The following is a 25,004-nucleotide window of genomic DNA, read 5'->3' on the forward strand; positions in this document are numbered from 1 at the left end:
GCCCGGGTCACTGGTCAGTGCCGATCGAGGAGGCGTTGCCGTGCCGTCGAGTGACCGATCCGAGCAGCCCGGTGCCGTGGCTGCCCTCGAGCTGCGCGGCGTCAGCAAACGATTTCCCGGTGTCGCGGCCGTCACCGAGGTCGACCTGGACGTTCTGCCGGGCGAAGTGCACGTTTTCGCAGGTGAGAACGGTGCGGGCAAGTCGACGCTGATGAAGCTCGTCGCCCAGGTCGAAGAGCCCAGCTCGGGCCGGGTGACGTTGCACGGCGAGCCGGTCACCTTCCAGGGCCCGGGAGCCGCGCGCAGACTCGGCATCTCGATGGTGCACCAGGAGTTCGCGCTGGCCCCGGACCTGTCGGTCGCGCAGAACCTGTTCATCGGGCACGAGCCGGGCCGGTACGGCTGGATCGCCCGTGGCGACGAACGCAAGGAGGCAGCGGCCCTGCTCCGGCGGGTCGGGCTCGACGTCGATCCACAACGGCGGGTCGCGCAACTGTCCACCGCCGAGCAGCAGCGCGTCGAGCTCGCCAAAGCGCTCGCCGTGGACTCCACCGTGCTGATCCTCGACGAGCCGACCGCCACGCTCACCGAACGCGAGGCCGAGGACCTGTTCGGCATCGTCAGGGAACTCACCGCCCAGGGCATCGCCGTGCTCTACATCTCGCACCGGCTCGACGAGATCTTCGAGATCGGGGATCGGGTCACCGTAATGCGAGACGGGGTCGTGGTCGACACGCAGCCGGTGTCCGAACTGGACGAATCACGCCTCGTGCAGCTCATGGTCGGCAGGGACGTGCAGAACCTGTATCCCCGCACGCACAGCGACGAGCCGGGCGAGATCCGGCTGCGGGTGGACAACCTCACCCGGACGGGTGCCGTGCACGACGTGTCGTTCGAGGTGCGCGCCGGTGAGATCGTCGGTATGGCCGGGCTGGTGGGCGCGGGTCGCACCGAACTCGCTCGCACGGTGTTCGGCGCCGAGCCGCCGGACTCCGGCACGGTCTCGCTGGACGGCCGGGTGCTCAAGATCCGCACGCCCGCCGACGCGATCGCCGCCGGGATCGGTTACCTCACGGAGAGCCGCAAGACCGACGGGCTCGCCATGCACCTCGGCGTGGACAAGAACGTCACGTTGGCGAACTTGCCGATGCGAGCAGGGTTCATCGATCTCGGTGCGGAGCGGCGGACGGCCGAGAAATCCCGCGAGGGCCTCGACATCCGGGGTGTGCCGTGGGTCGGGCGTCCCGTTCGGACGCTCTCCGGCGGCAACCAGCAGAAGGTCGTGCTGGCGCGCTGGTTGGAGACCGGCGCGGACGTGCTGCTGTTCGACGAACCCGGCCGGGGCATGGACGTCGGCGCGAAGTCCGAGATGTTCCAGGCGATGGACTCGTTGGCGGCAGAGGGCAAGGCGATCGTGTTCATCTCCAGTTATCTGCCGGAGCTGCTGAACATGTGCGACCGGATCCTCGTCATGCGTGCCGGGGGGATCGTGGGCGAGGTCGCGCGCACGGAATTCACCGAGGAGCGCGTGGTGGCGCTCGCGACCGGAGCGAAGGGCAATCATGAGTGAGCAGACCAAGGCGCCGCAGAGTTCCCAGAGCCCACCGCCGTCCGGGAAGCCGGGCTTGCTCGGCGCCCTGAGCGACCGGGCGTCGGGTGCGGTCTCCCAGCTGGCCGCGGCGGGGGCGTTGATCGTCGCGTTCGTCGTGCTCTCGATCGTGGCGCCGTCGTTCCTGACCGCCGACAACCTGTTCAACCTCGGGTCCCAGACCTCGGTGAACGCGGTGATGGCGGTCGGCGTGACGCTGGTGATCATCACCGGTGGCATCGACCTGTCCGTCGGCTCGGTGGCCGCACTGTCCGGTGTGCTCGGTGTGATCACGATGGCCTCGTTCGGGTTCAACCCGGTGCTGGGCATCCTCGCCGGAGTCGCGGTCGGGGCTGCGGCAGGACTGGTCAACGGCTTGCTCGTCTCGGTCGTGGGACTGCCGCCGTTCATCGCCACGCTGGGCATGCTCAGCGTGGGGCGCGGACTCGTGCTCATCGCCACCGGTGCCGTCGCCGTCTTCGGCGCTCCGGACTCGTTCCGGCTGCTCGGTCAAGGCGTGATCGGAGTACTTCCGATCCCGATCCTCGTCATCATCCTGGTCGCGGTCGCAGGCCACCTCGTACTCACTCGTACCCGACTCGGGCGGTACGCCTACGTGATGGGCTCGAACTCCGAAGCCGCGCGGCTCTCCGGTGTTCCGGTGCGCAAGTACACGACGGCGGTCTACGTGCTCTCCGGCGCCTTGGCCGGGCTCGGCGGCATGATCGCGGCATCGCGGATCGACTCCGGCCAGCCGAACTTCGGCGAGGGGCTCGAACTCGACGTCATCGCCGCCGTCGTCATCGGCGGGGCGAGCCTGTTCGGCGGTCGCGGCACGATTCTCGGCTCGCTGATCGGAGCGTTCCTCGTGGCGGTCATCCGCAACGGGGCGGTCCAGCTCGACATCAGCATCTTCTATCAGAACGTCCTCATCGGAGTGATCATCTGGCTGGCGGTCTGGTGGGACCGCTACCAGCGACGCAAGCTCAGCGGCGAGGTGGATTAGCCGCGGGAATCGGTCCGGGTTTCGGTGTCAGGAGTGCACATGCGGAAAACACAGGCAAGGTCCGGTGTCCGAGCGCTGACGGCGGTCGGTCTCGTGGTGGTGGCTGCCTCCGCCTCGGCGTGCAGCGTCGGCGTTCGGGAGTCCACTGGTGGCGGAGGTGCCGACGACGGGCAGATCCGCATCGACGTCGTTCCCAAGGCGATCGGGTTCGACTTCTGGGAACAGGTCCGGCTCGGGGCGGAGTGCGCCGGGTCTCAACGGGACAACGTCGAGATCAGCTGGGACGGCGTGAACGACGAGAGCGACGTCAGCGGGCAGCAGAGCCTGTTGCAGGACAAGCTCGCCCAAGGAAGCAACGACGCCCTCGTCTACGCCGCGACCGACGCGAAAGCGCTGAGCGCGGTCACCGACACGGCGCTCGGCCAGGGCACGACGGTGGTCAACATGGACTCGGGCACTGAGCCGCAACCGCCAGAGGTTCCGGTCTACGCGACGAACAACGTCGCGGCCGCCGAACAAGGGACGGACCTGCTCGCCGAGCAGCTCGGCGGTCAGGGCAAGGTGGCGTTGATCGAGTTCCAACCGGGGACGAGTACCAACGAGACGCGCGCCGAAGGGTTCGAGAAGAGCATGGCGCGGCACCCGGGCCTGAACCTGGTGGCGCGTCAGTCCAGCAACAGCGACTACAACACGGCCTTGCAGGTCACGCAGGACATTCTCACCGCCAACCCGGACCTGAACGGGATCTACGCGGCCAACGAACCGAGCGTGCTGGGTGCGGCCGCCGCGGTCCGGCAGGCGGGCAAGGCGGGGCAGATCAAGATCGTCGGGTGGGACACCTCGGACGAGCAGATCCAGGCGCTGCGTGAAGGGGTGATCTCGGGTCTGATCGCGCAGAACCCGTTCAAGATGGGCTTCACCTCGGTGCAGGCGGCTGTCGCGAAGGTCTCAGGCCAGCAGCCACCTGGCGAGACCGACACCGGGTCGAAGGTGATCACTCAGCAGAACATCGACTCACCCGAGGCGCAGCGGTTGCTCAATCCCAGTTGCGAGAACCCTCCCGAATGATGCGGTGAACGGCACTCTCGCCTCGTCACGCGAGGCGAGAGTGCCGTTCGCTCCTCCGACACGCCGGACGCGTCCGGAGTCGGGTCTGTCAGGAGACTGTGGTGCGCAGCGTCTCGAGCGCCTTGTCGGCGTGGATCGACATGCGGAACTCGCTGCGGATGACGTCGATGATCCGACGGTCGGTGCCGATGACGAAGGTGTGCCGCTTCACGGGTAGCGGGCCGAAACGACGCGCGACTCCGAACTGACGGGCGACCGCCGCGTGCGGGTCCGACAGGAGCGGGAATCCGAACGAGTGCGCCTCGTCGAACTCGCGTTGCTTGGTGACCGCGTCGGTGCTGATACCGACCGGTCGTGCCCCGACCTCCGCGAGCTCCCCGGTGAGGTCCCGGAAATGGCAGCTTTCGGCGGTGCAGCCGCCGGTCATGGCCGCAGGGTAGAAGAACAACACGATCGGTCCGTCCGCCAGGAGCGCACTCAGGCTGCGGTCGGTGCCGGTCTGATCGGTCAGAGTGAAGTCGTCGACGAGGTCGCCGGGGCGCATCGAAGGTCCTCCGAGTCGGGAGCGGGTGGTCCGGCCAACCTACCGACGGCCTGGCCGAGCTAGCGAGGTATTCGGAGCGAGGCACCGGGTGGTCGGGTCCGTGGCGCGCCGACTGCGCTCTCCGACCATCTCATTCGGGTGACGGTGCGACAGCTAGGAGGACCCTCCGCAGCATTGTCAGCTGCACGCGGTCGAGAACACGGCCGCCCGGTTGCACATCTCTGCCGTGATCGGCCCGTGGGCATCCGCCAGAAGTGTAGGAGTGGGCTGTGCGCACTTCTCCCTTGCGATCCCGAGGGTCGGCGGGTGATCTCGATTTCTCCACTGTGGAGTTGTTCAGCGCGCGGTGTGAGCGTGAGTTCGATTCCGACCTGGTCGTCGTCGAGCTGCGCACCGCGCACTTCGTCGCGCTGTGTGGCGCGCTCACGCTGGAAAACCTCGGGCGCCGGGCGCAAGCACACGGTAGTCGGTTCCGAATCGCGCTGGGTGGGGGAGTGACGTTCCGCGCCCTCGAGGTGGCGGGAACGACCGAGCGCTGCGTGTGTGTCACCCCGCGCCGAGCAGGCGCACCGCGTTTGAGAGCAGGCGTCGTCGGGTAGCACGAGGGTCGGAATCAGTCTTCACAGAGAAAGTGAGGTAGCCATGAGTGGCGACCTGACTGGCCGCAAGGTGGCGTTCCTGGTGGCCGCGGAAGGGATCGAGCAGGTCGAGCTGACCGAGCCATGGAAGGCCGTCACCGACGCAGGCGCGACTCCCGAACTCGTGTCGGTGCAGTCCGGGCAGGTTCAAGCATTCCATCACCTGGACAAGGCGGATCGCTTCGACGTCGATCGCGTGGTCGACGACGTGTCCGTGGACGACTACGACGGCTTGGTGCTTCCTGGCGGCGTGGCGAATCCCGATGCGCTCCGGCAGAACGCCACGGCCGTTCGCCTCGTCCACGACTTCTTTGGCCACCAGCGTCCGGTCGCGGCGATCTGCCACGCACCGTGGACGCTGGTCGAGGCCGACGTCGTCCGTGGCCGCACGCTCACCTCGTACCCGAGTTTGGCCACCGACCTGCGCAACGCGGGGGCCACCTGGGTTGACAAGGAGGTGGTCGTCGACTCCGGGCTCGTCACCAGCCGGAACCCGAACGACCTTCCCGCGTTCAACCGCAAGATGGTCGAGGAGATCGGCGAAGGGGCGCATCGGGCACAGGCCCGCAGCGCATGACGATCATCGTCCGGGGGCGGTGCGGCAATCGCACCGCCCCCGGAGCTGTTGGAGGGCCTGGCCTTTGGTGCCCGTAGGGCACGCCTCGCACGTGCGCTCTGACGGCAGGTAGCGACGTCTCCCGACGCCCGCGCGATTCGGCACAGGGTGCGGCGGGTACTCGGCAGGGCACGACGTGAGGAGGTGTGAGCATGTCGGATCCGTTCGAGGGTCGGACCCCGTCTGCGGACGAGGTGCCGCCGACGGAGGAGGACCCCGGGGACGCTGCGGGCCTGCAGTCCGCGGAGGACCTCGATGAGGACGAACTCGGTGTCGACCCGCTGGAGGAGGGGGTCGAACCGCCCGAGAACTGGTCGGTCGTGACACGTGATCGCCGGACGCCGTCCGAGGACCACGCGGGTGAGACGCTCGACGAGCGGCTCGCCGAGGAGCGCTCGGGCGGCGCCGACGACGTGGACAAGCCGCTAGCCGAAACGCGGATGTTCGAGCTGGACGAATCCGTCGATGAGCGTGCCGCCGCTGAGGTCACCGACGGTGGCGTGGACGAACCACCGGCGGGAGACCTCGACGCCGGAACGACCGAGTCCGGCGCGGTGTTGCGCGGCGGTGCGGAGGAACCCACTGGATACGCCTCGTCCACACGGGACGGCGTCGAGGTGGACGACAAGGCGGACACCGAAGGTCCCGAAGAGATCGCGGAACGGGTCGAAGACAGTGGGTGGTGAGCCTCGCGCGGAGGTGTCACTGCCTGCCGTCGGCGCCGATGTGGACGGTGAACTACTGGGGACGTGGTACCACGGCGAGGGCAGCATGGTCGTGTTCGCGCACGGTAGTGGGTCGTCGCGTCGGAGCACACGCAATGTCGCGGTCGCCGAGCATCTTCACCGCGCGGGATTCGCGACGTTGCTCGTCGACCTGTTGACCGTCGAGGAACAACGGGCCGACGACGAGACGAGGCAGTGGCGGTTCGACATCGAACTGCTCACACGCCGCGTGGTCGGTGCGTTGGACTGGCTCGGGGACCGCGAGTCGGCGGTGACGCGGGGACTGCTGGGTGCGAGCACCGGCGCTGCCGCCGCGCTGGGGGCGGCCGTGCGCAGGCCGGACGACGTCGGAGCAGTGGTGTCCCGGGGTGGGCGGCCGGACCTGAGTCCGGACGCTCTCGCCAGTGTGCGCGCTCCGACGGTGTTCATCGTCGGCGGCGCGGACGAGGAGGTACTCGCGCTGAATCAGCAGGCGGACCGTGCGCTCACCGTCGAGCACGAGCTCGCGATCGTGCCGGGTGCCACGCACCTGTTCGAGGAGCCGGGAGCGCTCGAGCAGGTGACGGACATCGCGACCGCCTGGTTCCGCTCGCATCTGCGCTGACCGCCTCGGTGACGCCGCGAGCGTGATATCAAGTGGTCACGTCCACTGCGAACACGGGAAGGCTCTCCCGCGATGATCACCGCCACGCAGCGACCGCCCGGCTTCGTTCTTCGTGACCACGTGTTCCGGGTTCCGTTGCGACACCACGACCCCGACTCACCGGAGATCGAGATCTTCGCGCGCGAAGTGGTCGCGCCCGGCACAGAAGGACTGGACCTGCCGTGGTTGGTCTACCTGCAAGGCGGGCCGGGTGGCAAGTCGCCGCGCATGCCGTTCCCGGCGTGGGTGCGGCAGGCGACGCAGGAGTTCCGGGTGCTGCTGCTCGACCAGCGGGGCACCGGGCGCAGCACTCCCGCGACGCGACAGACGCTGGCGACTCTCGACTCGGAGCACGAGCAGGCCGAGTATCTCGCGGAGTTCCGCGCCGACGCCATCGTGCGGGACGCGGAATTGATCCGCCGGGAACTCATGGGTGACCGCCCGTGGACGGTGCTCGGGCAGAGCTTCGGCGGATTCTGTGCGCTGACCTACCTGTCGTTCGCCCCCGAGGGGCTGCGCGAGGTGCTGATCACCGGGGGCGTTCCGCCGCTGTCCGAGGGTCCGGACGAAGTCTACCGAGCGTGTTACCCAGAGGTCCTGGCGCACAACGACGCGTACTACGCCCGCTACCCGGAGGATGTGGACACGGCACGCCGTGTCCGCGATCATCTCGCCGATCAGTGGGTGCTGCTGCCGACGGGCGCGGTGCTCACCCCCGAGTGTTTCCAGACGCTGGGGGACATGCTCGGACAGGCAAGCCGATTCGACGGGTTGCACGCGTTGCTCGAAGAAGCGTTCGTCGACGGACGACGCGGCCCGGAGCTGTCGGACACGTTCCTGCGTGGTGTGGACGGGGCGCTCTCGTTCGCGGGAAGCCCGCTCTACGCGGTGCTGCACGAGTCGATCTACTGCCAGCACGAGGCGTCGCAGTGGTCCGCCCACCGAGTGCGCTCGGAGTTCCCACAGTTCGACGGGTCCGGGCAACTCGTGGTGTTCACCGGCGAGATGATCTATCCCTGGATGTTCGAGCAGGACCCGGCGCTGGGCCCGTTGCGCGGGGCGGCGGAACTGCTGGCGAAGAAGGCCGACTGGCCGGCGCTCTACGACCTCGACCGGCTGGAGCGCAACGACGTCCCGGTGGCAGCGGCGGTCTTTCACGACGACATGTTCGTCAACCGGACGTTGAGCCTGCGTTCGGCCGAGCGGGTACGTGGCATGCGGACCTGGGTGACGAACGAGTTCGCCCACGACGGTCTGCGGGCGGACGCCGCTGTGCTGGAACGTGTTCTGGGTATGGCGCGAGGGCAGCTCTGAGACGCTGCCTTTGAGCGCATTTGGAACTCCCGGTGCCACGTTTCGAAACGACGGTGCTGGCGACGTCGGTCACGGACGGTTGATCGCGGGGCGGTCGGTCCCGCGAGGATGTGCCAGCGACAACGTCGCCGACGCCGTCCTCGACAGGGCACGGGGGCGTAGGCCACTGCGGCGTTGTGCTACCGGGCAGTAACCTCTGGGATGGCGCGGAGCGCGTCGGCCAGGCGGTTCGCCGAACGGAAAGGATCGGGTGTGACGGACATTCAACGTGTGGGTGTGATCGGTGGTGGCCTCATGGGCGCCGGGATCGCCGAGGTGAACGCGCGGGCCGGGCTCGACGTGATCGTCTCGGAGGTCTCCGACGACGCAGCGGACGCCGCGCGCGATCGGATCCACGGCTCGCTGGACCGTGGCGCGAAGAAGGGCAAACTCTCGGAGGACGACCGGGACGCGGCGAAGGCACACCTGCGGTTCACCACCGCGCTCGACGACCTCGCCGATCGTGACCTGGTCGTGGAGGCTGTCGCCGAGAACGCGGAGCTCAAGGCGAGCATCTTCGGTGAGCTCGACCGGGTGGTGCAGAGCCGCCAGGCGATCCTCGCGTCCAACACCTCGTCCATCCCCATCGCCAAGCTCGCCGCGGCCACCGACCGGCCGCAGCAGGTGCTCGGTGTCCACTTCTTCAATCCCGTCCCGGTGATGAAGCTCGTCGAGCTGGTGCCGTCCCTGGTCACCTCCGAGGAGACGGTCACACGGGCGCGGACCTTCGCGGCCGAGAAGCTCGGCAAGGAGACGATCCGGGCCCAGGATCGTGCCGGGTTCGTGGTCAACGCGCTTCTCGTGCCGTACCTGCTCTCCGGTGTCCGGATGTACGAGTCGGGCTTCGCCTCCGCCGAGGACATCGATCAGGGCATGGTGCTCGGGTGCGCGCATCCGATGGGGCCGCTGACGCTGGCCGACCTGGTCGGCCTGGACACGCTGAAGTCGATCGCCGACTCGATGTACGACGAGTACAAGGAGCCGCTGTACGCGGCACCGCCGTTGCTGCAGCGGATGGTCGACGCGGGCCTCATGGGCAAGAAGTCGGGTCACGGGTTCTACGACTACCGCTGAGGCCTCGGGGGTGCGGGCGCGCCCGCACCCCCACTCAGGGGCATGTGGGGACTTGGGTAGGTGGTCCGGTGCCGCCGCCCCATTCGCGCCTGCGTTGGGTCCTCTTGAGTACCAGGTGTCAGGGGTGGCTCCTCGGGAAATCGATCCCGGGGAGAGGTTGTCGCTGGGGGGCCGCTACGGAGCCATTAAGCTGGCTCAATCCGCGCACCCTCAGGGCAAACCTTCGGCAGGGAGTTCATCAGTCCACGTGGCCGACGGGGTCGTCCGGACGCGAGTGGGGCAGCAACCCGTCCCCGTCGAGTTCGAAGGTGACGTCTGCGACACCACCGTCGGTCGGATCGGCGATCGTGTCGCGTAGGGCGTCGACCGCGTGCTGACGATGTTCACCGAGCAGTGTCACGAGCCGGTCCGCGTCGGCATCGGCAGCGGCCTGCACGATCGCCTGGTGCTCGCGCTGCACGCGACCCCGGTTGACGTCCGAGTTGTAGTACACCGCACGGTAGGCGTCCGTGGCGTCCCAGAGTGTCCGCACGATGCGGACGAGCCGCGGCATCCGCGCGGGTTCGAGCAACGCGAAGTGGAACCGGCGGTTCGCCGCGATCATTCCGACGAGATCCCCGTTCCCCGCCGCCTCGTCGACGTCGGCGCAGGCGTCGGTGACCCGCGCCAGGTCGTGTTCGGTGAACCGCCGCGCCGCGATCCGGGCTCCCTCGGACTCCAGAATCTCCCGCAGGCGATACACCTCCAGTAGGTCGCCGAGGCGCAACTCGGCGACCGAATAGCCGCGGTGTGGTTGGTAGACGACCTGGCCCTCCGCCTCCAACGTCTTCAGCGCTTCGCGTAGCGGAACGCGACTGACCCCGAGCCGCGTGGCGATGGCCTCCTGCCGAATCGGCTGCCGGGGCGAGAGCTCGCCCGCCACGATCGCTCTGCGCAGCTCACCGAGCACGAATTCCTGCGTCGTCGGTGGTCGCCCCATCGTGTCCACTCCCCGTATCCGTGTTCCCGGTATCGGCGTGTCGGCCGGTTGACCCGCTGCCGCACAACTGTATATTGGATCCAATCTGATTCCAAGGAGTCGTTACCGGGACGCGGGAAGGTCGAGCCGATGCAGGAGACACGGGCCGGACAGAACCGTGCGCTGGAGGGTGTGGTCGTCGCGGACTTCAGCCGGGTTCTTGCCGGGCCTTACGCGACGATGCTGTTGGCCGACATGGGTGCGACCGTGGTGAAGGTGGAGCGCCCGGGATCGGGTGACGACACGCGGGCCTGGGGGCCACCGTGGACGGACATCGGTTCGTCCTACTTCGAGTCGCTGAACCGTTCCAAACGCAGCACCACCCTCGATCTCGGCGATCCCGACGACCAGCAGGCGGCACGGGAGCTCGTGCGCCGGGCCGACGTGATGGTGGAGAACTTCCGCGCGGGGTCCTTGGAACAGTTCCGGCTCGACCACGAGAGCGCGCTGGCGCTGAACCCGGGACTCGTCTATGCCTCGATCTCCGGGTTCGGCAGCGGCGCGGGAGCCGATCTCCCCGGGTACGACTTCGTGGTGCAGGCCGTGGGCGGGCTCATGAGCATCACCGGGGACGCCGACGGGCCGCCGACCAAGGCGGGTGTCGCACTGGTGGACGTACTCACCGGCAAGGACGCGGCAGTGGGCATCATGGCGGCGTTGCGGGAGCGTGACACGACAGGGCGGGGCCAACACGTCGAGGTGAACCTGCTCTCCAGCCTGCTCGGCTCGCTGGTCAACCAGGCCGGCGGCTACCTGGCGACCGGAACGTCGCCTGGCAGGATGGGCAACCGCCACCCGAGCATCGCCCCATACGAGACGCTGCAGTGCGAGGACGCCCCGCTCGCCGTGGCGATCGGTAACGACACGCAGTTCCGCGCGTTCGCCGAGGTTCTCGGCCTGCACGGTGTTCCCGACGATGCCCGTTTCGCCGCCAATGCCGATCGGGTGGCGCACCGGGACGAGCTGGTGGCCACGCTCGAAGGCGCGTTGAGCACACGATTCGCGCGCGACTGGCAACAGCGGTTGAGTGCCGCAGGAATCGCATGCGGTCCCGTCAACGATGTCGCGGGCGCCGTCGACTATGCCGAGTCCCTGGGGCTGCGCCCGGTCGATCGTCCCGTCGGGGGTGCGCCGCAGATGCGCACCCCGATCGAGTTCTCCGTGTCGGGCACCGCCGAGCCGGTCGCACCGCCGCGCCTGGGTGAACACACCAAGGAAGTCCTGGACTGGCTGAAGCAGCCCGACGCACCGCCGCTGCCGCCGGTGACGTGACACCCGAACCCGTTTCGACATCAACTGGATCCGCACGATCCCGTGCCGTGGAGGAGAGTCCGATGAGTTCGCAGTCCACCCGCCCGACGTTCGACCCGCACGATCCGCTCGGCATCGACGATCTGCTCAGCCCCGAGCAGGTCGCGATGCGCGAGAGCGTGCGCGCACTGTGTCGCGACCACGTCACCCCGTACGTGGGGGAATGGTTCGAGAAGGGCGAGATGCCCACCGTCCGCGAGTTGGCGCGCGAGCTCGGCAAGCTCGGTGTGCTCGGGATGCACCTCGACGGCTACGGCTGCGCGGGAATGTCCGCGGTGGACTACGGCGTGGCCTGCGAAGAGCTGGAAGCGTGCGACTCGGGACTGCGTTCGCTGGTCTCGGTGCAGGGATCGCTGGCGATGTTCGCCCTCTGGCGGTGGGGTTCGGAAGAGCAGAAGCAGCAGTGGCTGCCGCACATGGCCGCCGGTGAGGCGATCGGCTGCTTCGGTCTCACCGAACCCGATCAGGGCTCGGATCCCTCGTCGATGCGCACACACGCCCGCCGGGACGGGGACGACTGGGTCCTCAACGGCCGGAAGATGTGGATCACGAACGGCACGGTCGCCTCGGTGGCGATCGTGTGGGCCCAGACCGAGGACGGCGTGCGCGGTTTCGTCGTCCCGACGGACACGCCCGGCTTCTCCGCCCCGGAGATCAAGCAGAAGCTGTCGTTGCGCGCCTCGGTGACCTCCGAGCTCGTGCTCGACGACGTCCGGTTGCCAGCGGATGCTGTGTTTCCTGAGGTGACGGGCCTGAAGGGGCCGTTGAGCTGCCTGAACGAAGCGCGATACGGCATCGTGTGGGGGTCGAACGGCGCCGCGCGCAGCTGCCTCGAGTCCGCGCTGTCCTACACGAAGGAGCGTGAGCAGTTCGGCAAACCGATCGCAGGTTTCCAGCTCACCCAGTCCAAAATCGCCGACATGGCCGTCCGTGTCCACAACGGACGGTTGCTGGCGCTGCACTTGGGCAACCGCAAGGACGCAGGAACGCTCCTACCGCAGCAGGTCAGCTTCGGCAAGCTCGACAACGTCCGAGGTGCCCTCGAGGTCGCGCGGACCGCACGGACGATGCTCGGAGCGAACGGGATCTCCCTCGAGTACCCGGTGATCCGGCACATGACGAACCTCGAGTCGGTGCTCACCTACGAAGGCACCAGCGAGATGCACGCGCTCACCATCGGTCAGGCCATGACCGGTATCCCGGCCTTCCGCGGCTGAGCTTTCGCTGCTCGACCACCGAACAACACCTTCTGCAAGGAGTTCTCACAACTGCGCCGTGGGGCAGTGGACGGTTCACCGCTGCCCCACGGCGCGCCTCCGCACGCACCGTGTCCGTCGCCTCAGCGCAGGAGTGGCGGCAGGATGCGGTGGACCCAGTCGGTGGCCGTCTCGTAGGCGTGCCCGAGTCGGAGCAGGCCGAGTTCGTCGCGATGCCTGCCGATCAGCTGCACGCCCATCGGCAAACCAGCTGCCGTGAACCCGGCGGGCAGGTTCAGAACGGGGTTTCCGGACAGCGCCCACGGCGCCGTGGTCTCCATCCAACGGTGATACGTGTCCATCTCGCGGCCGGCGATCTCGGACGGCCATCGCTGCTCGGTGGGAAACGGGAACACCTGCGCGCTCGGCGCGAGCAGGTAGTCGTACCGCTCGAACAGCTCGCACACGGTGGCGTGCCACCGGTCCCGTCCTTCCCTGGCGCGCGCGATGTCCCGCACGCTCATCGCGCGGTAACGGTCCACTTCCCACCGGGCTTCCGGTTTCAGCCGTGCGTACACATCCGGGTCGTCGTGGACCGCGTGCAGTTTTTCTCCGACCATCCAGTGCCGCCACAGCAGGAACGTCTCCCACGCGTCGGTGAGCCCGCCGGGAATCCGGGCCTTCTCGACGGTGCAGCCGACGTCGTCGAACGCCGGGAACGTGCTCCGACACTGATCGAGCACGCCCTCTTCGACGGCGAGGTGCCCATCGAGATCACCGAGCCAACCGATACGCGTTCCGGCGTGGTCGATATCCAGCGACTCGGTGAAGCACGACGGGTCCTGATCCATGCTCAAGGGGCTACGTGGGTGGGGGCCTGCCATCGTGGACAGCAGCATCGCGACGTCTCGCACGGTCCGTCCCATCGGCCCCGCCACTCCCGGATCGGCGACGAAGCCGTTGGGTGGAACCCTGCCGAAACCGGGCCGAAGACCGAGGACGTTGCAGTAGGCGGCGGGATTGCGCAGCGAACCCATGAAATCGCTCCCGTCCGCCACCGGCACGAGCCGCATCGCCAGTGCGGCGGCCGCGCCGCCGCTGCTCCCACCCGCGGTTCTCGTCCGGTCGTACGGGTTCCGGGTCGCCCCAAAAACCGAGTTGAACGTGTGCGACCCGAGTCCGAACTCGGGGACGTTGGTCTTGCCGATCACGATCGCCCCGGCGGTTCGCATCCGGGCCACGGCAGGCGAGTCGGCTTCCGCGACCTGACCGACGAACAGGGGCGAGCCGTGGCTGGTCGGCAGCCCCCGGGCATCGGTGAGGTCCTTCACCGCGAGCGGGAAGCCGTGCATCCAGCCCACCGGCTCGCCCCGTTCGAGTGCCCGGTCGTGGGATCTCGCCTTGTGCAGGAGCAGGTCCGGGTCCACCAGGGACACCAGCGCCCCCACCAGCGGGTTGAACCGTTCGATGTGTTCGAGGTGCGCACGCATGAGTTCTACGCAACTGATCTCGCGTCGCCGGATCATCCAGGACGCCTCGACGGCGTCGAGTAACACCGGCTCGGGGGTCACCCGCGATGCCATCCCTGCACCCGCGGCGAGAACCGACGGCAGCGCTGACTCGTCGATCTCGGTCGATTCGGCGGGAGGCACCTGCTTCTCCTCGTCCGGTCCCGGCGACGGTGGACCCGTCGGTCCGTCGTCACTCGTTGATCAGGTTCGTGGCGGCCACTCTGCTGTCGACCCGCTCCGGCGTCAATGTCCGTCCTTCGGCCCGGGGCTCCAACTCGACCGAGGGAATCGGACAGGACGGGCAATCGTCCCTCGGATCCGTGCCGAAGTCAGAGATGCGGGGCCCTCGCCGCCATGGGCGGGTTCACCGGCGGCAGGGCCCCGCGCCCGCCGCCGCGTCCTCACGAGCTCGGGTGATCGAGCGATGTGTTCACCTTGATCCTCACGTAGCCTGACCATGCGTTCGCGCGCATGCGTGTCGAGACTCGGAACAGGAGGTGCTCATGGCGAGCGACGTACGTGCTGTGGTGTCCACCGGGAAGGGAGCCCCGGTCGAGGTCGCCACGATCCGCGTCCCCGATCCCGGGCCCGGCGAGGTCGTCGTGCGGGTCCAGGCGTGCGGGGTGTGCCACACCGACCTGCACTATCGCGAAGGCGGCATCAGCGACGACTACCCGTTCCTGCTCGGGCACGAGGCCGCAGGCGTGGTCGAGAGTGTCGGTGACGGCGTGACCCACGTCGAGGCCGGAGATTTCGTGGTGCTGAACTGGCGGGCGGTCTGCGGGCAGTGTCGGGCCTGCAAGCGCGGTCGTCCGCAGTACTGTTTCGACACCCACAACGCCGCGCAGCCGATGACGTTGACCGACGGAACACCGCTGGAGCCCGCGCTGGGGATCGGTGCCTTCGCCGAGAAGACGCTCGTGCACTCCGTCCAGTGCACGAAGGTCGACCCGCAAGCGCGCCCGGCCGTCGTCGGTCTCCTCGGCTGTGGCGTCATGGCCGGCATCGGCGCGGCCGTGAACACCGGCGGCGTCGGCCCTGGCGACACGATCGCCGTGATCGGCTGCGGTGGTGTCGGCAACGGGTCGATCGCCGGCGCGGCGATGGCCGGTGCCCGACGGATCATCGCCGTCGACAAGGACCCGAAGAAGCTCGACTGGGCGCAGCAGTTCGGCGCCACCCACACCGTCGACGCGTCGGCACGCGACACCGTCGAGGCGGTCCGGGAGTTGACCGACGGGTTCGGTGCGGACATCGTCGTCGACGCGGTCGGAGTGCCGGAGACCTATCAGCAGGCGTTCTACGCGCGCGACCTCGCGGGCACGCTCGTGTTGGTCGGCGTGCCGACACCCGAGATGCGCCTGGAGCTTCCGCTGCTCGACGTCTTCGGCCGTGGTGGTGCCCTGAAGTCGAGTTGGTACGGCGACTGCTTGCCGGAGCGGGACTTCCCGATGCTCACCGAGTTGTACCGGCAGGGGCGGCTGCCGCTGGAGAAGTTCGTCTCGGAGGAGATCACGTTGGACCAGGTGGAGCAGGCGTTCGATCGCATGCACCGGGGCGAGGTCCTGCGCTCGGTGGTGATGCTGTGATGGCCGAACGCGAGGGGATCCGTGTCGACCACACCACGACGTCCGGAACGTTCTCGCTGGACGGCCAGGTGCACGAGGTCGACAACAACGTGTGGGTCGTCGGTGACGATCACGACTGCGTGGTGGTCGACGCGCCGCACGACGTGGCCGAGATCCGCCGTCTGGTGGGCCGGCGACGGGTCGTGGCGATCTTGGCCACCCATGCTCACGACGACCATGTGCGCGTGGCGCCGGAACTCGCCGCCGCGGTCGGTGCGCCGGTGTTGGTGCATCCGGATGACACGGTCCTCTGGGAGATGACGCATCCCGGGGTCGAACCGGACGGCGCGCTCGCGGACGGTCAAATCGTGGAGGTCGCCGGGATCGCCCTGCACGTCCTGCACACGCCCGGTCACGCTCCGGGTGCGGTGTGTTTCCACGCGCCGGAACTCGGCGTGGTGTTCACCGGGGACACCCTGTTCGCGGGCGGCCCGGGAGCGACCGGCCGCTCCTATTCCGACCACGACGTGATCGTCGACTCGATCCGGCGGCGACTGCTCACGCTGCCTTCGGAGACGGTGGTGCACACCGGGCACGGCGAGAGCACCACGATCGGAGAGGCGTTGCCGCTGTTCGAGCACTGACACCGAATGAGAGGGTGCACGGGTTGAGCTGCGTGGTTGGTTGCGTGGCGAAACTTCACCTCGCGGCTGGCTACTGGAGCGTCGACATCAGGTAGCGCTTCTCCATCACGTCGACGCCGTCCTCGCGAGGAGTGCGCTGGGACGCCGCCGATGTTCATGTTGCGTCCGTGGTGACCGAACCGCCGACGCAGATCAGTTTGCGCACTGTCGCAGCCGGCGTGTCCGTTGACGGCTAGTGCGGTACGACTTTCGTCGGATGCGGCCTCCGAACGGGCGATCTAGCGTTCGGCGGTGACCGGGCCGACGGTGCCCGGTTCGACGTCGTTCCACGCGCAGAACGAAGGTCGACGTTCCAGTGCGGCGGAGGCCGTCCTCGTTGTCACGAGGCGGCCTCCCTCGCATGCCCGCTAGGGGAATCGATGTCAGACCGTGTCGTCCGGCACGCGTTCGCCGGCGCTGCGACCCGCATACTGCATGCCGTGTCGAAGCCGAACGTCTCGCGCGCCTTCCTCATCGACCTCGGCATCGTGGTCGGCATGGCGTCAACGCATGCGTTGTCGCTGTCGTTCACGCCGCCGCCGTGGGGGCCGTGGGGATGGCCGCTGATGATGAGCGTGCCCGCGCTGTGCACCCTGCTGGTCCGACGTCAGCTGCCCTGGGTCGGTCTCGTCGTTCTGCTCGCGACGACGATCGCGTTGATCTATCCCGATATCGACATCGGCCCGCTGAACCTGGCCATCCTGGTGTCGGTCTATTCGGTGACCTCGGTGAGAGGTCCCGTCGGCAGCATCGCGGCCGGCATCGTCGCGATGACGTACCCGGTGGCGCGGCTGTTGTTCTTCGAGTGGCCGTTCGGCGAGGGCGTGCTGATGATCATCGGCGCGTTGGTGAACCTGATCCTCGTGATCGGGTGGGGCTGGTCGATCCGCGAGGGCAAACAGCGGTCGGCGCAGCTGGAGCAGACGGTCGCGTTGCTGGACGAGGCGCGGGATCAGCTCGCCGCCGACGCCGCGGCGATCGAACGGGCGCGGATCGCACGGGAGTTCCACGACATCGTCTCGCACAACCTCGCCGTGGTCGTGCTTCGCGCGGGTGTCGCGCGGGCACTGGTCGACCGTGAGCCGGAACACGCGCGCGAGACGCTCGTCGAGCTCGAGCGCAGTTCACGGTCGGCACTCGGCGAGATGCGCAACCTGCTCGGAGCGTTGCGCGAGGGCAGGGACGAGGTCTCGGAGGCGGAGCCGGCACCGGAGGCCGAGGACGAGCTCCGGCGTCGCCCGGCACCGACGTTGGAACGGCTGGACGCGCTGGTCGACTCGGTGCGGGGCTCGGGGATGGAGTGGAAGGTCGAGCGGCGCGGACAGGTCCGTGAGCTCGGCCAGGGCGTCGAGATGACGGCCTACCGCATCGTGCAGGAGGCCGTGACGAACGTGCTCAAACACGCCGGCTTCGGCAGGGCGCGGGTGGTACTCGACTACGGCGACTCGACGCTGGGGGTCGAGATCACGAATACGCTCTCGGGTCCGGAGATCGAGCCGCTCGCGCCGCGGCGGGGGCAGGGAGTGCCTGTTTCGGCCGCTGCGCAGGCATATCCGTCTTCCGGGCACGGGTTGATCGGGCTGCGAGAGCGGGTGGCGGTCCTGGGCGGCACGCTCACCGCACACCCGGTTCCGAACGGATTTCATCTTGCGGCCGTGCTACCGTGCCCGGAATATTCGGACTCGGCCTGATCCGGAAGTACCGACTTCCGGGAGCTGGCCCCGATCGAGGAGGGCCGGTAGTGGACGCTCCGGTCACGACCGTGCTCATCGCAGACGACCAGGCGATGATCCGTGCGGGCTTGGTGGCGCTGTTATCCGCGGAACCGAACGTGCGGGTGCTGGCCGAAGCGGAGGACGGCCGGTCCGCGCTGGCGGCTGTGCAGCGACGACGGCCTGACGTCGTGCTGATGGACGTGCGAATGCCGGGGATGGACGGCATTACCGCCGCACAGGAGATCCTCGCCGCCACCGAAGGGCGGACGGCGGTGATCATGCTGACCGTCTACGACCTCGACGAGTACGTGTACTCGGCGTTGCGGGCCGGGGCGAGCGGCTTCCTGCTCAAGGACGCGCCGCCGGAGGAGCTCGTCAAGGCGGTGCACACGGTCGCCTCCGGGGAGGCGCTGCTCGCACCGAGCGTGACCAAGCGACTGCTCCAACGGTTCGCCTCGCTCGGGGTGCGTGACGCGGCGAGTGAACTCAACGAACTCACCGGCCGCGAGCGGGACGTGTTGCTGGAGGTCGCGCGCGGCGGCTCGAACGCCGAGATCGCCAAGAACCTCGGACTGGCGGAACTGACCGTGAAATCGCACCTCTACCACGTGATGCAAAAGCTGCACCTGAGTTCCCGGACCCAGCTGGTGATCACGGCGTACGAGACGGGGCTGGTGAGTCCGGGGCAGACGCAGATCCCCGGGTGAACCACGCCGGCGAGCCGGGCAATCAGTCCGAAGTAGGACGAGGTACTCGACCTTTGGCGGTCCTTCGACCGTGGTCATCCGCCTTACTCTCGGTATCGATCCTCCGGGGACGGCGTTCACCGACGTCTCGCGGGGGCGGCGGTGGTCCGCCTCGACCCCCCGACCGAGGTGGGCCACCGTCTCCAAGGGTGGCGGCGTGCGTAGGCAGCGGGAAAGCGTCGGCGTGCCGTTCCTGACCCGCCCCGCGGGCTCGGCGTGCGTCGGGAGATGCTTGGTCATAATGGCGGAATGACTTCCTCTGCCGCCGAACCGATCCGCGTCGGCCTCCTCGGCTACGGCGTGGCGGGAGCCGTGTTCCACGCGCCGCTGCTCGCAGCCGATCCCCGATTCCGTCTCGACGCGGTGGTGACGGCGAGTCCCAAACGCCAGCAGCAGGTTCGTGTCGAGCACCCGGACACCCGAGTGCTCGACACGCCCGAGCAACTGTGGGCGAGTGCGGGGGAGCTGGACCTCGCGGTCGTCGCGACGCCGAACCGCAGCCACGTCGAGCTGACCTCCGCGGCGCTCGACGTCGGACTCGGCGTCGTCGTGGACAAACCGTTCACCCCCACAGCGGCCGAAGGGCGAAACCTGATCGAACGAGCCCGATCGGCGGGCCGGTTGCTGACCGTGTTCCAGAATCGCCGATGGGACAACGACTTCCGGACACTGCGTGCCCTGCTCGAGCGGGACGCGCTGGGCGCGGTCCGCAGGTTCGAGTCGCGTTTCGAACGATGGGTGCCGACGGCGAAACCCGGCTGGCGGGAACGAGGAGGCCCGGACGAGGCGGGTGGGGTACTCAACGATCTCGGCAGCCACCTCGTCGACCAGGCGTTGACCCTGTTCGGCCCGGTCGCGTCCGTCTACGCCGAAAGCGATCGTCGGCGGTCGGGTGTCGAGGTCGACGACGACACGTTCGTCGCCCTCACACACGTGAACGGCGTTCGCAGTCACTTGTGGACCAGCAAGGTCGCGCCCCGGTTCGGACCGAGGATGCGGGTGCTCGGCGATCGTGCGGCCTTCACCAAGCACGGCCTCGATCCGCAGGAAGCGGCACTCCGCGCGGGCGGCCGTCCGGGTGACCTCGGGTGGGGCGAGGAACCCGGCGAGCTGTGGGGAACACTCGGCGCGGGCGACGAGGTCGAGACGATCGCCTCCGACCCCGGCTGCTACGAGGTGTTCTACGCCGAGCTCGCCGATGCGGTGCGTGCCGGGACACCACCACCGGTGGACCCGGAGGAGTCGGTCGCGGGCCTCGTCGTGTTGGAAGCGGCACGGCGCTCGGCCGAATCCGGTGAGGTCCAGCACCTGCGCTGAGTGCCGTCGCGGTCCTTTCGAGTTGCGAACCCGGCGGCACGCTCCAATCTGGAAGGTGTGCCGCGGAGGAGGGACACGCAGATGACCATGCAGACGTGGCCGACCGGTACCGGCGTCGCGGCGCACCTGACCTCCGACGAGGTGGACCGGCTACACCGTTGGTGGACGGCGGCGAACTATCTGTCGCTCGGGCAGATCTATCTGTTGGACAACCCGTTGTTGCGGGAACCGCTGCGTCCGGAACACATCAAGCCCCGACTGCTCGGTCACTGGGGCACCACGCCCGGTCTCACCTTTGTCTACGCGCATCTCAACCGGGCGATCGTCGAGCGCGATCTGGCCATGATGTTGGTGATCGGTCCCGGCCACGGTGGTCCGGCTCCGGTGGCGGCCGCGTGGCTGGAGGGCACCTTCAGCGAGGTGTACCCGGACGTCGCGCAGGACTACGAGGGGTTGCGCCGGCTGGTCGCTCAGTTCTCCTTCCCCGGCGGGATGCCCAGCCATGCCGCACCGGAGACGCCGGGGTCCATTCACGAGGGTGGCGAACTGGGGTACTCGTTGTCACACGCGTTCGGTGCGGCGCTGGACAATCCGCACCTCGTCGTCCCGTGCGTGGTCGGCGACGGAGAGGCCGAGACGGGACCGTCGGCGGCGAGCTGGCAGTCGACCGCGTTCCTCAACCCGGTCACCGACGGCGCCGTGTTGCCGATCCTGCATCTCAACGGATACAAGATCGCGAGTCCGGCGGTGTGGGCACGGATGCCCGAGGAGGAACTCCTCGCCTTGTTGCGGGGCCACGGCTACGAGCCGTACGTCGTGGCGGGGTCGGACCCGACCGTGATGCACCACCTTTTCGCGGCGACTCTGGACCGTTGTCTCGACGAGATCGCAGGGGTGCAGCGGCGCGCGCGCGAGTCGGGGCGTCCGGATCGGCCACGGTGGCCGATGATCGTGTTACGCAGCCCGAAGGGCTGGACGGCACCTGCGGAGCTCGACGGTGCGCAGTTGGAGGGCAGTACGCGCTCACACCAGGTTCCGATCTCGGATCCCCGCTCGAATCCGGACCACCTCCGGCTGCTGGAGGAGTGGATGCGCGCCTACGATCCGGCGTCGCTGTTCGACGACTCCGGTTCTCCGCGTGCGGTCGTTCGCCGGCACAGTCCGTCCGGGCCGCGCCGGATGAGTGCGAGCCCGCACGCCAACGGCGGCACCTTGCTGCGGCCGTTGCGGTTGCCCGACTTCCGGGACTACGCGGTCGAGGTGGACCCGCCCGGTGCCACGTGGGCAGCGGCGACCCGGAAGCTCGGCGAGTTGCTGCGGGACGTGCTGCGCCTCAACGAGCCGCACCGCAACTTCCGGTTGTTCTCCCCGGACGAGAACAACTCGAACCGGCTGGAGGCGGTGCTGGAGGCGACGCAGCGTACCTGGGTCGGGCCGGTCCACGGCGACGGCGAACGGCTCGACCCGGAGGGACGGCTCATGGAGGTCCTCTCCGAGCACACGTGCCAGGGTTGGCTGGAGGGCTACCTCTTGACCGGGCGTCACGGGATGTTCTCCTGCTACGAGGCGTTCGCGCACATCGTGGACTCGATGGTCAACCAGCACGCGAAGTGGCTGAAGACCAGCGGCGAGCTGGCGTGGCGACGCCCGATCGCCTCGTTGAACTATCTGCTCACCTCGCACGTGTGGCGCCAGGACCACAACGGGTTCACCCACCAGGACCCCGGCTTCATCGACCACGTGATGAACAAGAAGGCCGAACTGGTCCGCGTCTACCTTCCGCCGGACGCGAACACGCTCCTGGTCGTCGCCGACCACTGTTTGCGTAGCCGGAACTCCATCAACGTCGTGGTGGCGGGGAAGAACTCGGAACCGCAGTACCTGGGGATCGACGACGCCCTCGTGCACTGCACCAAGGGTGTCGGAATCTGGGAGTGGGCGAGCAACGACGTGGACCGCGAGCCGGACGTGGTGCTGGCCTGCGCGGGAGACGTACCGACGATGGAGACGCTGGCCGCCGTGTCGATGGTGCGCCGCGAGGTTCCGGAGCTGGCGCTGCGCGTGGTCAACGTCGTCGATCTCATGCGGTTGCAGCACGAGCGCGAGAATCCTCAGGGTCTGGCCGATGTGGACTTCGACGCGGTGTTCACCCGAGACCGCCCGGTGATCTTCGCATATCACGGTTATCCCTGGTTGATCCACCGCTTGGTGTACAAGAGACACAACCACGATCAGTTCCACGTGCACGGCTACCGCGAGGAGGGAACGACCACGACACCGTTCGACATGTGTGTGCTGAACAGGATCGACCGCTTCCACCTGGCGATCGACGTGCTGGACAGGGCGGGCGAGCCGGCCGCGCGGGCCGCGCGCGTGCGGGAGAAGTGGCGGAACAAGCTGATCGAGCACCATCACTACGTACGCAGGCACGGCGAGGACATGCCTGAGGCGCGGGAGTGGGAGTGGTCGGGATGATGCGGGTGCTCACGGTCAACGCAGGCTCGTCGAGTCTGAAGATCCGGGTCCTCGAAGGCAACCGGCTGCTCGGTACGCACGACGTCGACCGCTGGGACGGACAACCCGAGCCGATCCACGACGCGTTGGCGACGTACGCGGTGGACGCTGTGGGCCATCGGGTGGTGCACGGTGGCGGCGACGTGACCGAGGCGACCGTGGTCGATGACGAGGTGCTGCGCTACCTCGACTCGCTCGCCCCACTCGCCCCGCTGCATCAGCAGCGCGCCTTGGACGGGGTTCGCGCCGGTCTGCAGGCTTCGCCCGCCGGAACGAGGTCCGTCGTGTGCGTGGACACCTCCTTCCACCACACATTGCCTCCGGCCGCCAGGACTTACGCGCTACCGCGCGAATGGAACCGTGAATGGGGTCTGCGAAGGTTCGGCTTCCACGGTCTGTCGCACTCCTACGCGGTCCGGACGGCTGCCGAGATCGTCGGGGTCGATCTCGTCAGGTCGCGTGTCCTGTCCTGCCACCTGGGCGCGGGCGCGTCGATGGCGGCGGTTCGCGACGGTCGCTGCGTGGACACCACGATGGGGATGACGCCCGACGAAGGGTTGGTCATGCAGACCCGCTCGGGTTCGGTCGATCCGGGTCTCGTCGGGTGGTTGCTCACCGAACAGGGACTCACCGCCAAAGAGGTTTTCGACGCATTGCGGCACCGTTCCGGGGTGGCAGGGCTGTCCGGATCGTCCGGTGATCTCCGCGAACTGCTGCACGCGCGGGATCAGGGCGACCAGGAGGCGGCGCTGGCCTTCGACGTCTACCGGCATTCGTTGACTCGCCACGCGGGCGGCCTGGTCGCGACGATGGGTGGGTTGGATCTGCTCGTGTTCACGGGTGGGATCGGGGAGCACCAGGCGGCGGTGCGGGCCGCGTTGTGCCGGGACCTGGAGTTCCTCGGCGTGGCGTTGGACTCGGAGCGCAATGGAAGTTCGGGTGATGCGGACCTCAGCAGGCAAGGTGCCCGGGTCCGGACCGTCGTCGTGGAATCCCGGGAGGATCTGGAGATCGCGCGCCAGACCACCGAGCTGCTCACCTGAGCCGCTTCACGGTCAGCCTCGCGGCCGCCAGCGCCCGAATCCGCCTTCGGTGTTGAGTACCTGCCCGGTGATCCACCGTGCTTCGTCGGTGACGAGCCACGAGATGAGGCGTGCCGGGTCGTCGGGCTGGCCGAAGCGGCCGAAAGGAAACATGGGCGCGGTCTGGTGCCACATCTCCTCGGTGAGGTATCCGGTGTCGACAGGACCGGGATTGACGGTGTTGAGCCGGATCCCGCTGTCGGCGATCTCGTCGGCGAGGGTCGTCGTGATGCCGCCGAGCGCCGCCTTGGCCGCCGCATAGCACACTTCTCCGGGCATGGGTCCGAGACCTTGCCCCGAGGTCATGAACACCACCGCGCCACCGGCTCGACCGTCGTGTCGTGCGACGAAGGCCTGTGTCAGCAGGATGCTGGATCGCGTGTTCACGGCGAAGTGCCGGTCGAGTCCGGCGGCGGTCAGATCACCGAGGGTGCCGTCCTCGCCGCTGAGCGCGTGATTGCACACGAGGATGTCGATGTGCCCGAGAGTCGCGACTGCGTTGTCGAGAACCCGGTGCGGCGCATCGGGTTCGGTCAGGTCCGCGTGCAGATCGGCGAGAACGGCGTCGTCGATGAGATGGGATCGGACGGAGGACAGCACGGCATCCAGGTCGTCGACACCCCAGTCCTGATCGTGATCGTGCGGTGCGTAGTGGTGCACGAAGACGTGGGCTCCGAGCGCGGCCAACCTGCATGCGATGGCGTGGCCGATGCCGGCCCTGCGGCTCACGCCCGTGATCAAGGCGCCCCGCCCCCGCAACGGCAGCGGACCCCGCGACAGGTCGCCAGTTTCGTCCATATCGGGATCGTGGCAGTGCAGACGGAGGCGCTCAACCGAGTTTCCCAGGAGTTCAAGGGTCCCCCTGGGTTAGCCTCTCAGAGTGCATTTTGGAACTGGCTTGTGTGCCCGTAGGGCACGGTCATGCGTGTCCAGTCTCGGCAGGGTGAGGGGCTCCGGCGTTCGGAGTTCGTGCCTCGCAAGGCAGGGGTTCTCGCCGCGTACGGCTGGTACTCAAGAGGACCCAACGCCGCGGGCGCGAACTGGGGCGGCGGTACCGGACCACCCACCCAGGTTCCACAACGGCCCTC

At 68.3% G+C, this 25,004-nt stretch carries 22 protein-coding genes; 18 read left to right on the forward strand and 4 right to left on the reverse strand.

What is annotated here, in order from left to right; genetic code table 11:
* Positions 1-40 precede the first annotated feature (40 nt).
* From GIY23_RS08390 to GIY23_RS08400, 3 genes are read left to right on the forward strand one after another with little or no spacing between them, the layout of a single operon-like run.
* Positions 41-1,570 carry a sugar ABC transporter ATP-binding protein gene (locus tag GIY23_RS08390; RefSeq protein ID WP_228717616.1) on the forward strand — a complete coding sequence of 510 codons (1,530 nt, stop codon included), beginning with the start codon at positions 41-43 and terminating at the stop codon, positions 1,568-1,570.
* Complete coding sequence (locus GIY23_RS08395) at positions 1,563-2,594, forward strand: ABC transporter permease (RefSeq protein ID WP_154076136.1); 1,032 nt, start codon at positions 1,563-1,565, stop codon at positions 2,592-2,594. The genes GIY23_RS08390 and GIY23_RS08395 overlap by 8 nt, the downstream gene beginning before the upstream one ends.
* A 39-nt stretch (positions 2,595-2,633) precedes the next feature.
* Positions 2,634-3,662 carry a substrate-binding domain-containing protein gene (locus tag GIY23_RS08400; protein WP_154076137.1) on the forward strand — a complete coding sequence of 343 codons (1,029 nt, stop codon included), beginning with the start codon at positions 2,634-2,636 and terminating at the stop codon, positions 3,660-3,662.
* A gap of 88 nt (positions 3,663-3,750) precedes the next feature.
* On the opposite strand, the gene GIY23_RS08405 is transcribed toward GIY23_RS08400, so the two are convergent.
* The gene (locus GIY23_RS08405; protein ID WP_154076138.1) at positions 3,751-4,206 is read right to left on the reverse strand and encodes a peroxiredoxin; all 456 of its coding nucleotides are present in this window, start codon (positions 4,204-4,206) and stop codon (positions 3,751-3,753) included.
* 269 nt (positions 4,207-4,475) lie between these two features.
* Between GIY23_RS08405 and GIY23_RS08410 the strand changes: the two genes are divergently transcribed.
* From GIY23_RS08410 to GIY23_RS08435, 6 genes are all read left to right on the forward strand, one after another.
* Complete coding sequence (locus tag GIY23_RS08410) at positions 4,476-4,805, forward strand: STAS domain-containing protein (RefSeq protein WP_154076139.1); 330 nt, start codon at positions 4,476-4,478, stop codon at positions 4,803-4,805.
* A 43-nt stretch (positions 4,806-4,848) separates the two neighbouring features.
* Complete coding sequence (locus GIY23_RS08415) at positions 4,849-5,421, forward strand: type 1 glutamine amidotransferase domain-containing protein (RefSeq protein ID WP_154076140.1); 573 nt, start codon at positions 4,849-4,851, stop codon at positions 5,419-5,421.
* A gap of 191 nt (positions 5,422-5,612) precedes the next feature.
* Positions 5,613-6,146: a hypothetical protein gene (locus tag GIY23_RS08420; protein ID WP_187352068.1), complete on the forward strand. Its 534-nt coding sequence runs from the start codon at positions 5,613-5,615 to the stop codon at positions 6,144-6,146.
* A 13-nt stretch (positions 6,147-6,159) separates the two neighbouring features.
* On the forward strand, positions 6,160-6,789 hold the full coding sequence (locus GIY23_RS08425) for a dienelactone hydrolase family protein (RefSeq protein WP_228717617.1): 630 nt from the start codon (positions 6,160-6,162) through the stop codon (positions 6,787-6,789).
* A gap of 72 nt (positions 6,790-6,861) precedes the next feature.
* On the forward strand, positions 6,862-8,142 hold the full coding sequence (locus GIY23_RS08430; protein ID WP_154076141.1) for an alpha/beta fold hydrolase: 1,281 nt from the start codon (positions 6,862-6,864) through the stop codon (positions 8,140-8,142).
* A gap of 252 nt (positions 8,143-8,394) precedes the next feature.
* Positions 8,395-9,255, forward strand: a complete 861-nt coding sequence (locus GIY23_RS08435) for a 3-hydroxybutyryl-CoA dehydrogenase (protein WP_154076142.1) — start codon at positions 8,395-8,397, stop codon at positions 9,253-9,255.
* Between the two features lie 238 nt (positions 9,256-9,493).
* On the opposite strand, the gene GIY23_RS08440 is transcribed toward GIY23_RS08435, so the two are convergent.
* Positions 9,494-10,234, reverse strand: a complete 741-nt coding sequence (locus GIY23_RS08440) for a GntR family transcriptional regulator (protein WP_154076143.1) — start codon at positions 10,232-10,234, stop codon at positions 9,494-9,496.
* A gap of 129 nt (positions 10,235-10,363) precedes the next feature.
* Between GIY23_RS08440 and GIY23_RS08445 the strand changes: the two genes are divergently transcribed.
* Together GIY23_RS08445 and GIY23_RS08450 are read left to right on the forward strand one after the other, a co-directional pair.
* Entirely contained in the window at positions 10,364-11,545 is a 1,182-nt protein-coding gene (locus GIY23_RS08445) for a CaiB/BaiF CoA transferase family protein (protein WP_154076144.1), read from the forward strand.
* Positions 11,546-11,607: 62 nt separating this feature from the next.
* Positions 11,608-12,801, forward strand: a complete 1,194-nt coding sequence (locus GIY23_RS08450; protein ID WP_154076145.1) for an acyl-CoA dehydrogenase family protein — start codon at positions 11,608-11,610, stop codon at positions 12,799-12,801.
* 122 nt (positions 12,802-12,923) lie between these two features.
* Here GIY23_RS08450 and GIY23_RS08455 read toward each other — a convergent pair whose 3' ends face one another.
* A complete protein-coding gene (locus tag GIY23_RS08455) occupies positions 12,924-14,432 on the reverse strand; it encodes an amidase (protein ID WP_228717618.1) in 1,509 nt (502 codons plus the stop codon).
* Positions 14,433-14,794: 362 nt separating this feature from the next.
* Here GIY23_RS08455 and GIY23_RS08460 point away from each other — a divergent pair, with 362 nt between their 5' ends.
* The 7 genes from GIY23_RS08460 to GIY23_RS08490 all read left to right on the forward strand — a co-directional run bounded on the left by GIY23_RS08460 (position 14,795) and on the right by GIY23_RS08490 (position 23,877).
* A complete protein-coding gene (locus tag GIY23_RS08460) occupies positions 14,795-15,880 on the forward strand; it encodes an S-(hydroxymethyl)mycothiol dehydrogenase (protein ID WP_154076146.1) in 1,086 nt (361 codons plus the stop codon).
* Positions 15,880-16,503: an MBL fold metallo-hydrolase gene (locus GIY23_RS08465; RefSeq protein ID WP_154076147.1), complete on the forward strand. Its 624-nt coding sequence runs from the start codon at positions 15,880-15,882 to the stop codon at positions 16,501-16,503. Before GIY23_RS08460 ends, GIY23_RS08465 begins: the two co-directional genes overlap by 1 nt.
* Before the next feature lie 479 nt (positions 16,504-16,982).
* Positions 16,983-18,233, forward strand: coding sequence for a sensor histidine kinase (locus GIY23_RS08470; RefSeq protein ID WP_228717619.1), 1,251 nt, complete (start codon positions 16,983-16,985; stop codon positions 18,231-18,233).
* A 50-nt stretch (positions 18,234-18,283) separates the two neighbouring features.
* Entirely contained in the window at positions 18,284-18,964 is a 681-nt protein-coding gene (locus GIY23_RS08475) for a response regulator (protein WP_154076149.1), read from the forward strand.
* A 288-nt stretch (positions 18,965-19,252) separates the two neighbouring features.
* Complete coding sequence (locus GIY23_RS08480; protein WP_154076150.1) at positions 19,253-20,320, forward strand: Gfo/Idh/MocA family oxidoreductase; 1,068 nt, start codon at positions 19,253-19,255, stop codon at positions 20,318-20,320.
* Positions 20,321-20,401: 81 nt separating this feature from the next.
* Positions 20,402-22,795 (forward strand): phosphoketolase family protein, encoded by a 2,394-nt coding sequence (locus GIY23_RS08485; RefSeq protein ID WP_154076151.1) that lies wholly within the window; start codon positions 20,402-20,404, stop codon positions 22,793-22,795.
* Complete coding sequence (locus GIY23_RS08490; RefSeq protein WP_154078711.1) at positions 22,792-23,877, forward strand: acetate/propionate family kinase; 1,086 nt, start codon at positions 22,792-22,794, stop codon at positions 23,875-23,877. The genes GIY23_RS08485 and GIY23_RS08490 overlap by 4 nt, the downstream gene beginning before the upstream one ends.
* Positions 23,878-23,889: 12 nt before the next feature.
* Here GIY23_RS08490 and GIY23_RS08495 read toward each other — a convergent pair whose 3' ends face one another.
* Positions 23,890-24,714 (reverse strand): SDR family oxidoreductase, encoded by an 825-nt coding sequence (locus GIY23_RS08495; RefSeq protein ID WP_154076152.1) that lies wholly within the window; start codon positions 24,712-24,714, stop codon positions 23,890-23,892.
* Positions 24,715-25,004 lie beyond the last annotated feature (290 nt).

The organism is Allosaccharopolyspora coralli, from assembly GCF_009664835.1.
In the GTDB taxonomy this organism is placed as follows: domain Bacteria; phylum Actinomycetota; class Actinomycetes; order Mycobacteriales; family Pseudonocardiaceae; genus Allosaccharopolyspora; species Allosaccharopolyspora coralli.

Excerpts from the sequence above, each read along its gene's own strand:
- GIY23_RS08485 (WP_154076151.1), top strand. The coding sequence starts at position 20,402 with ATGACCATGCAGACGTGGCCGACCGGTACCGGCGTCGCGGCGCACCTG.
- GIY23_RS08460 (WP_154076146.1), top strand. The coding sequence starts at position 14,795 with ATGGCGAGCGACGTACGTGCTGTGGTGTCCACCGGGAAGGGAGCCCCG.
- GIY23_RS08495 (WP_154076152.1), bottom strand. The coding sequence starts at position 24,714 with ATGGACGAAACTGGCGACCTGTCGCGGGGTCCGCTGCCGTTGCGGGGG.
- GIY23_RS08400 (WP_154076137.1), top strand. The coding sequence starts at position 2,634 with ATGCGGAAAACACAGGCAAGGTCCGGTGTCCGAGCGCTGACGGCGGTC.
- GIY23_RS08405 (WP_154076138.1), bottom strand. The coding sequence starts at position 4,206 with ATGCGCCCCGGCGACCTCGTCGACGACTTCACTCTGACCGATCAGACC.
- GIY23_RS08450 (WP_154076145.1), top strand. The coding sequence starts at position 11,608 with ATGAGTTCGCAGTCCACCCGCCCGACGTTCGACCCGCACGATCCGCTC.
- GIY23_RS08490 (WP_154078711.1), top strand. The coding sequence starts at position 22,792 with ATGATGCGGGTGCTCACGGTCAACGCAGGCTCGTCGAGTCTGAAGATC.
- GIY23_RS08415 (WP_154076140.1), top strand. The coding sequence starts at position 4,849 with ATGAGTGGCGACCTGACTGGCCGCAAGGTGGCGTTCCTGGTGGCCGCG.
- GIY23_RS08430 (WP_154076141.1), top strand. The coding sequence starts at position 6,862 with ATGATCACCGCCACGCAGCGACCGCCCGGCTTCGTTCTTCGTGACCAC.
- GIY23_RS08420 (WP_187352068.1), top strand. The coding sequence starts at position 5,613 with ATGTCGGATCCGTTCGAGGGTCGGACCCCGTCTGCGGACGAGGTGCCG.
- GIY23_RS08480 (WP_154076150.1), top strand. The coding sequence starts at position 19,253 with ATGACTTCCTCTGCCGCCGAACCGATCCGCGTCGGCCTCCTCGGCTAC.
- GIY23_RS08440 (WP_154076143.1), bottom strand. The coding sequence starts at position 10,234 with ATGGGGCGACCACCGACGACGCAGGAATTCGTGCTCGGTGAGCTGCGC.
- GIY23_RS08445 (WP_154076144.1), top strand. The coding sequence starts at position 10,364 with ATGCAGGAGACACGGGCCGGACAGAACCGTGCGCTGGAGGGTGTGGTC.
- GIY23_RS08395 (WP_154076136.1), top strand. The coding sequence starts at position 1,563 with ATGAGTGAGCAGACCAAGGCGCCGCAGAGTTCCCAGAGCCCACCGCCG.
- GIY23_RS08465 (WP_154076147.1), top strand. The coding sequence starts at position 15,880 with ATGGCCGAACGCGAGGGGATCCGTGTCGACCACACCACGACGTCCGGA.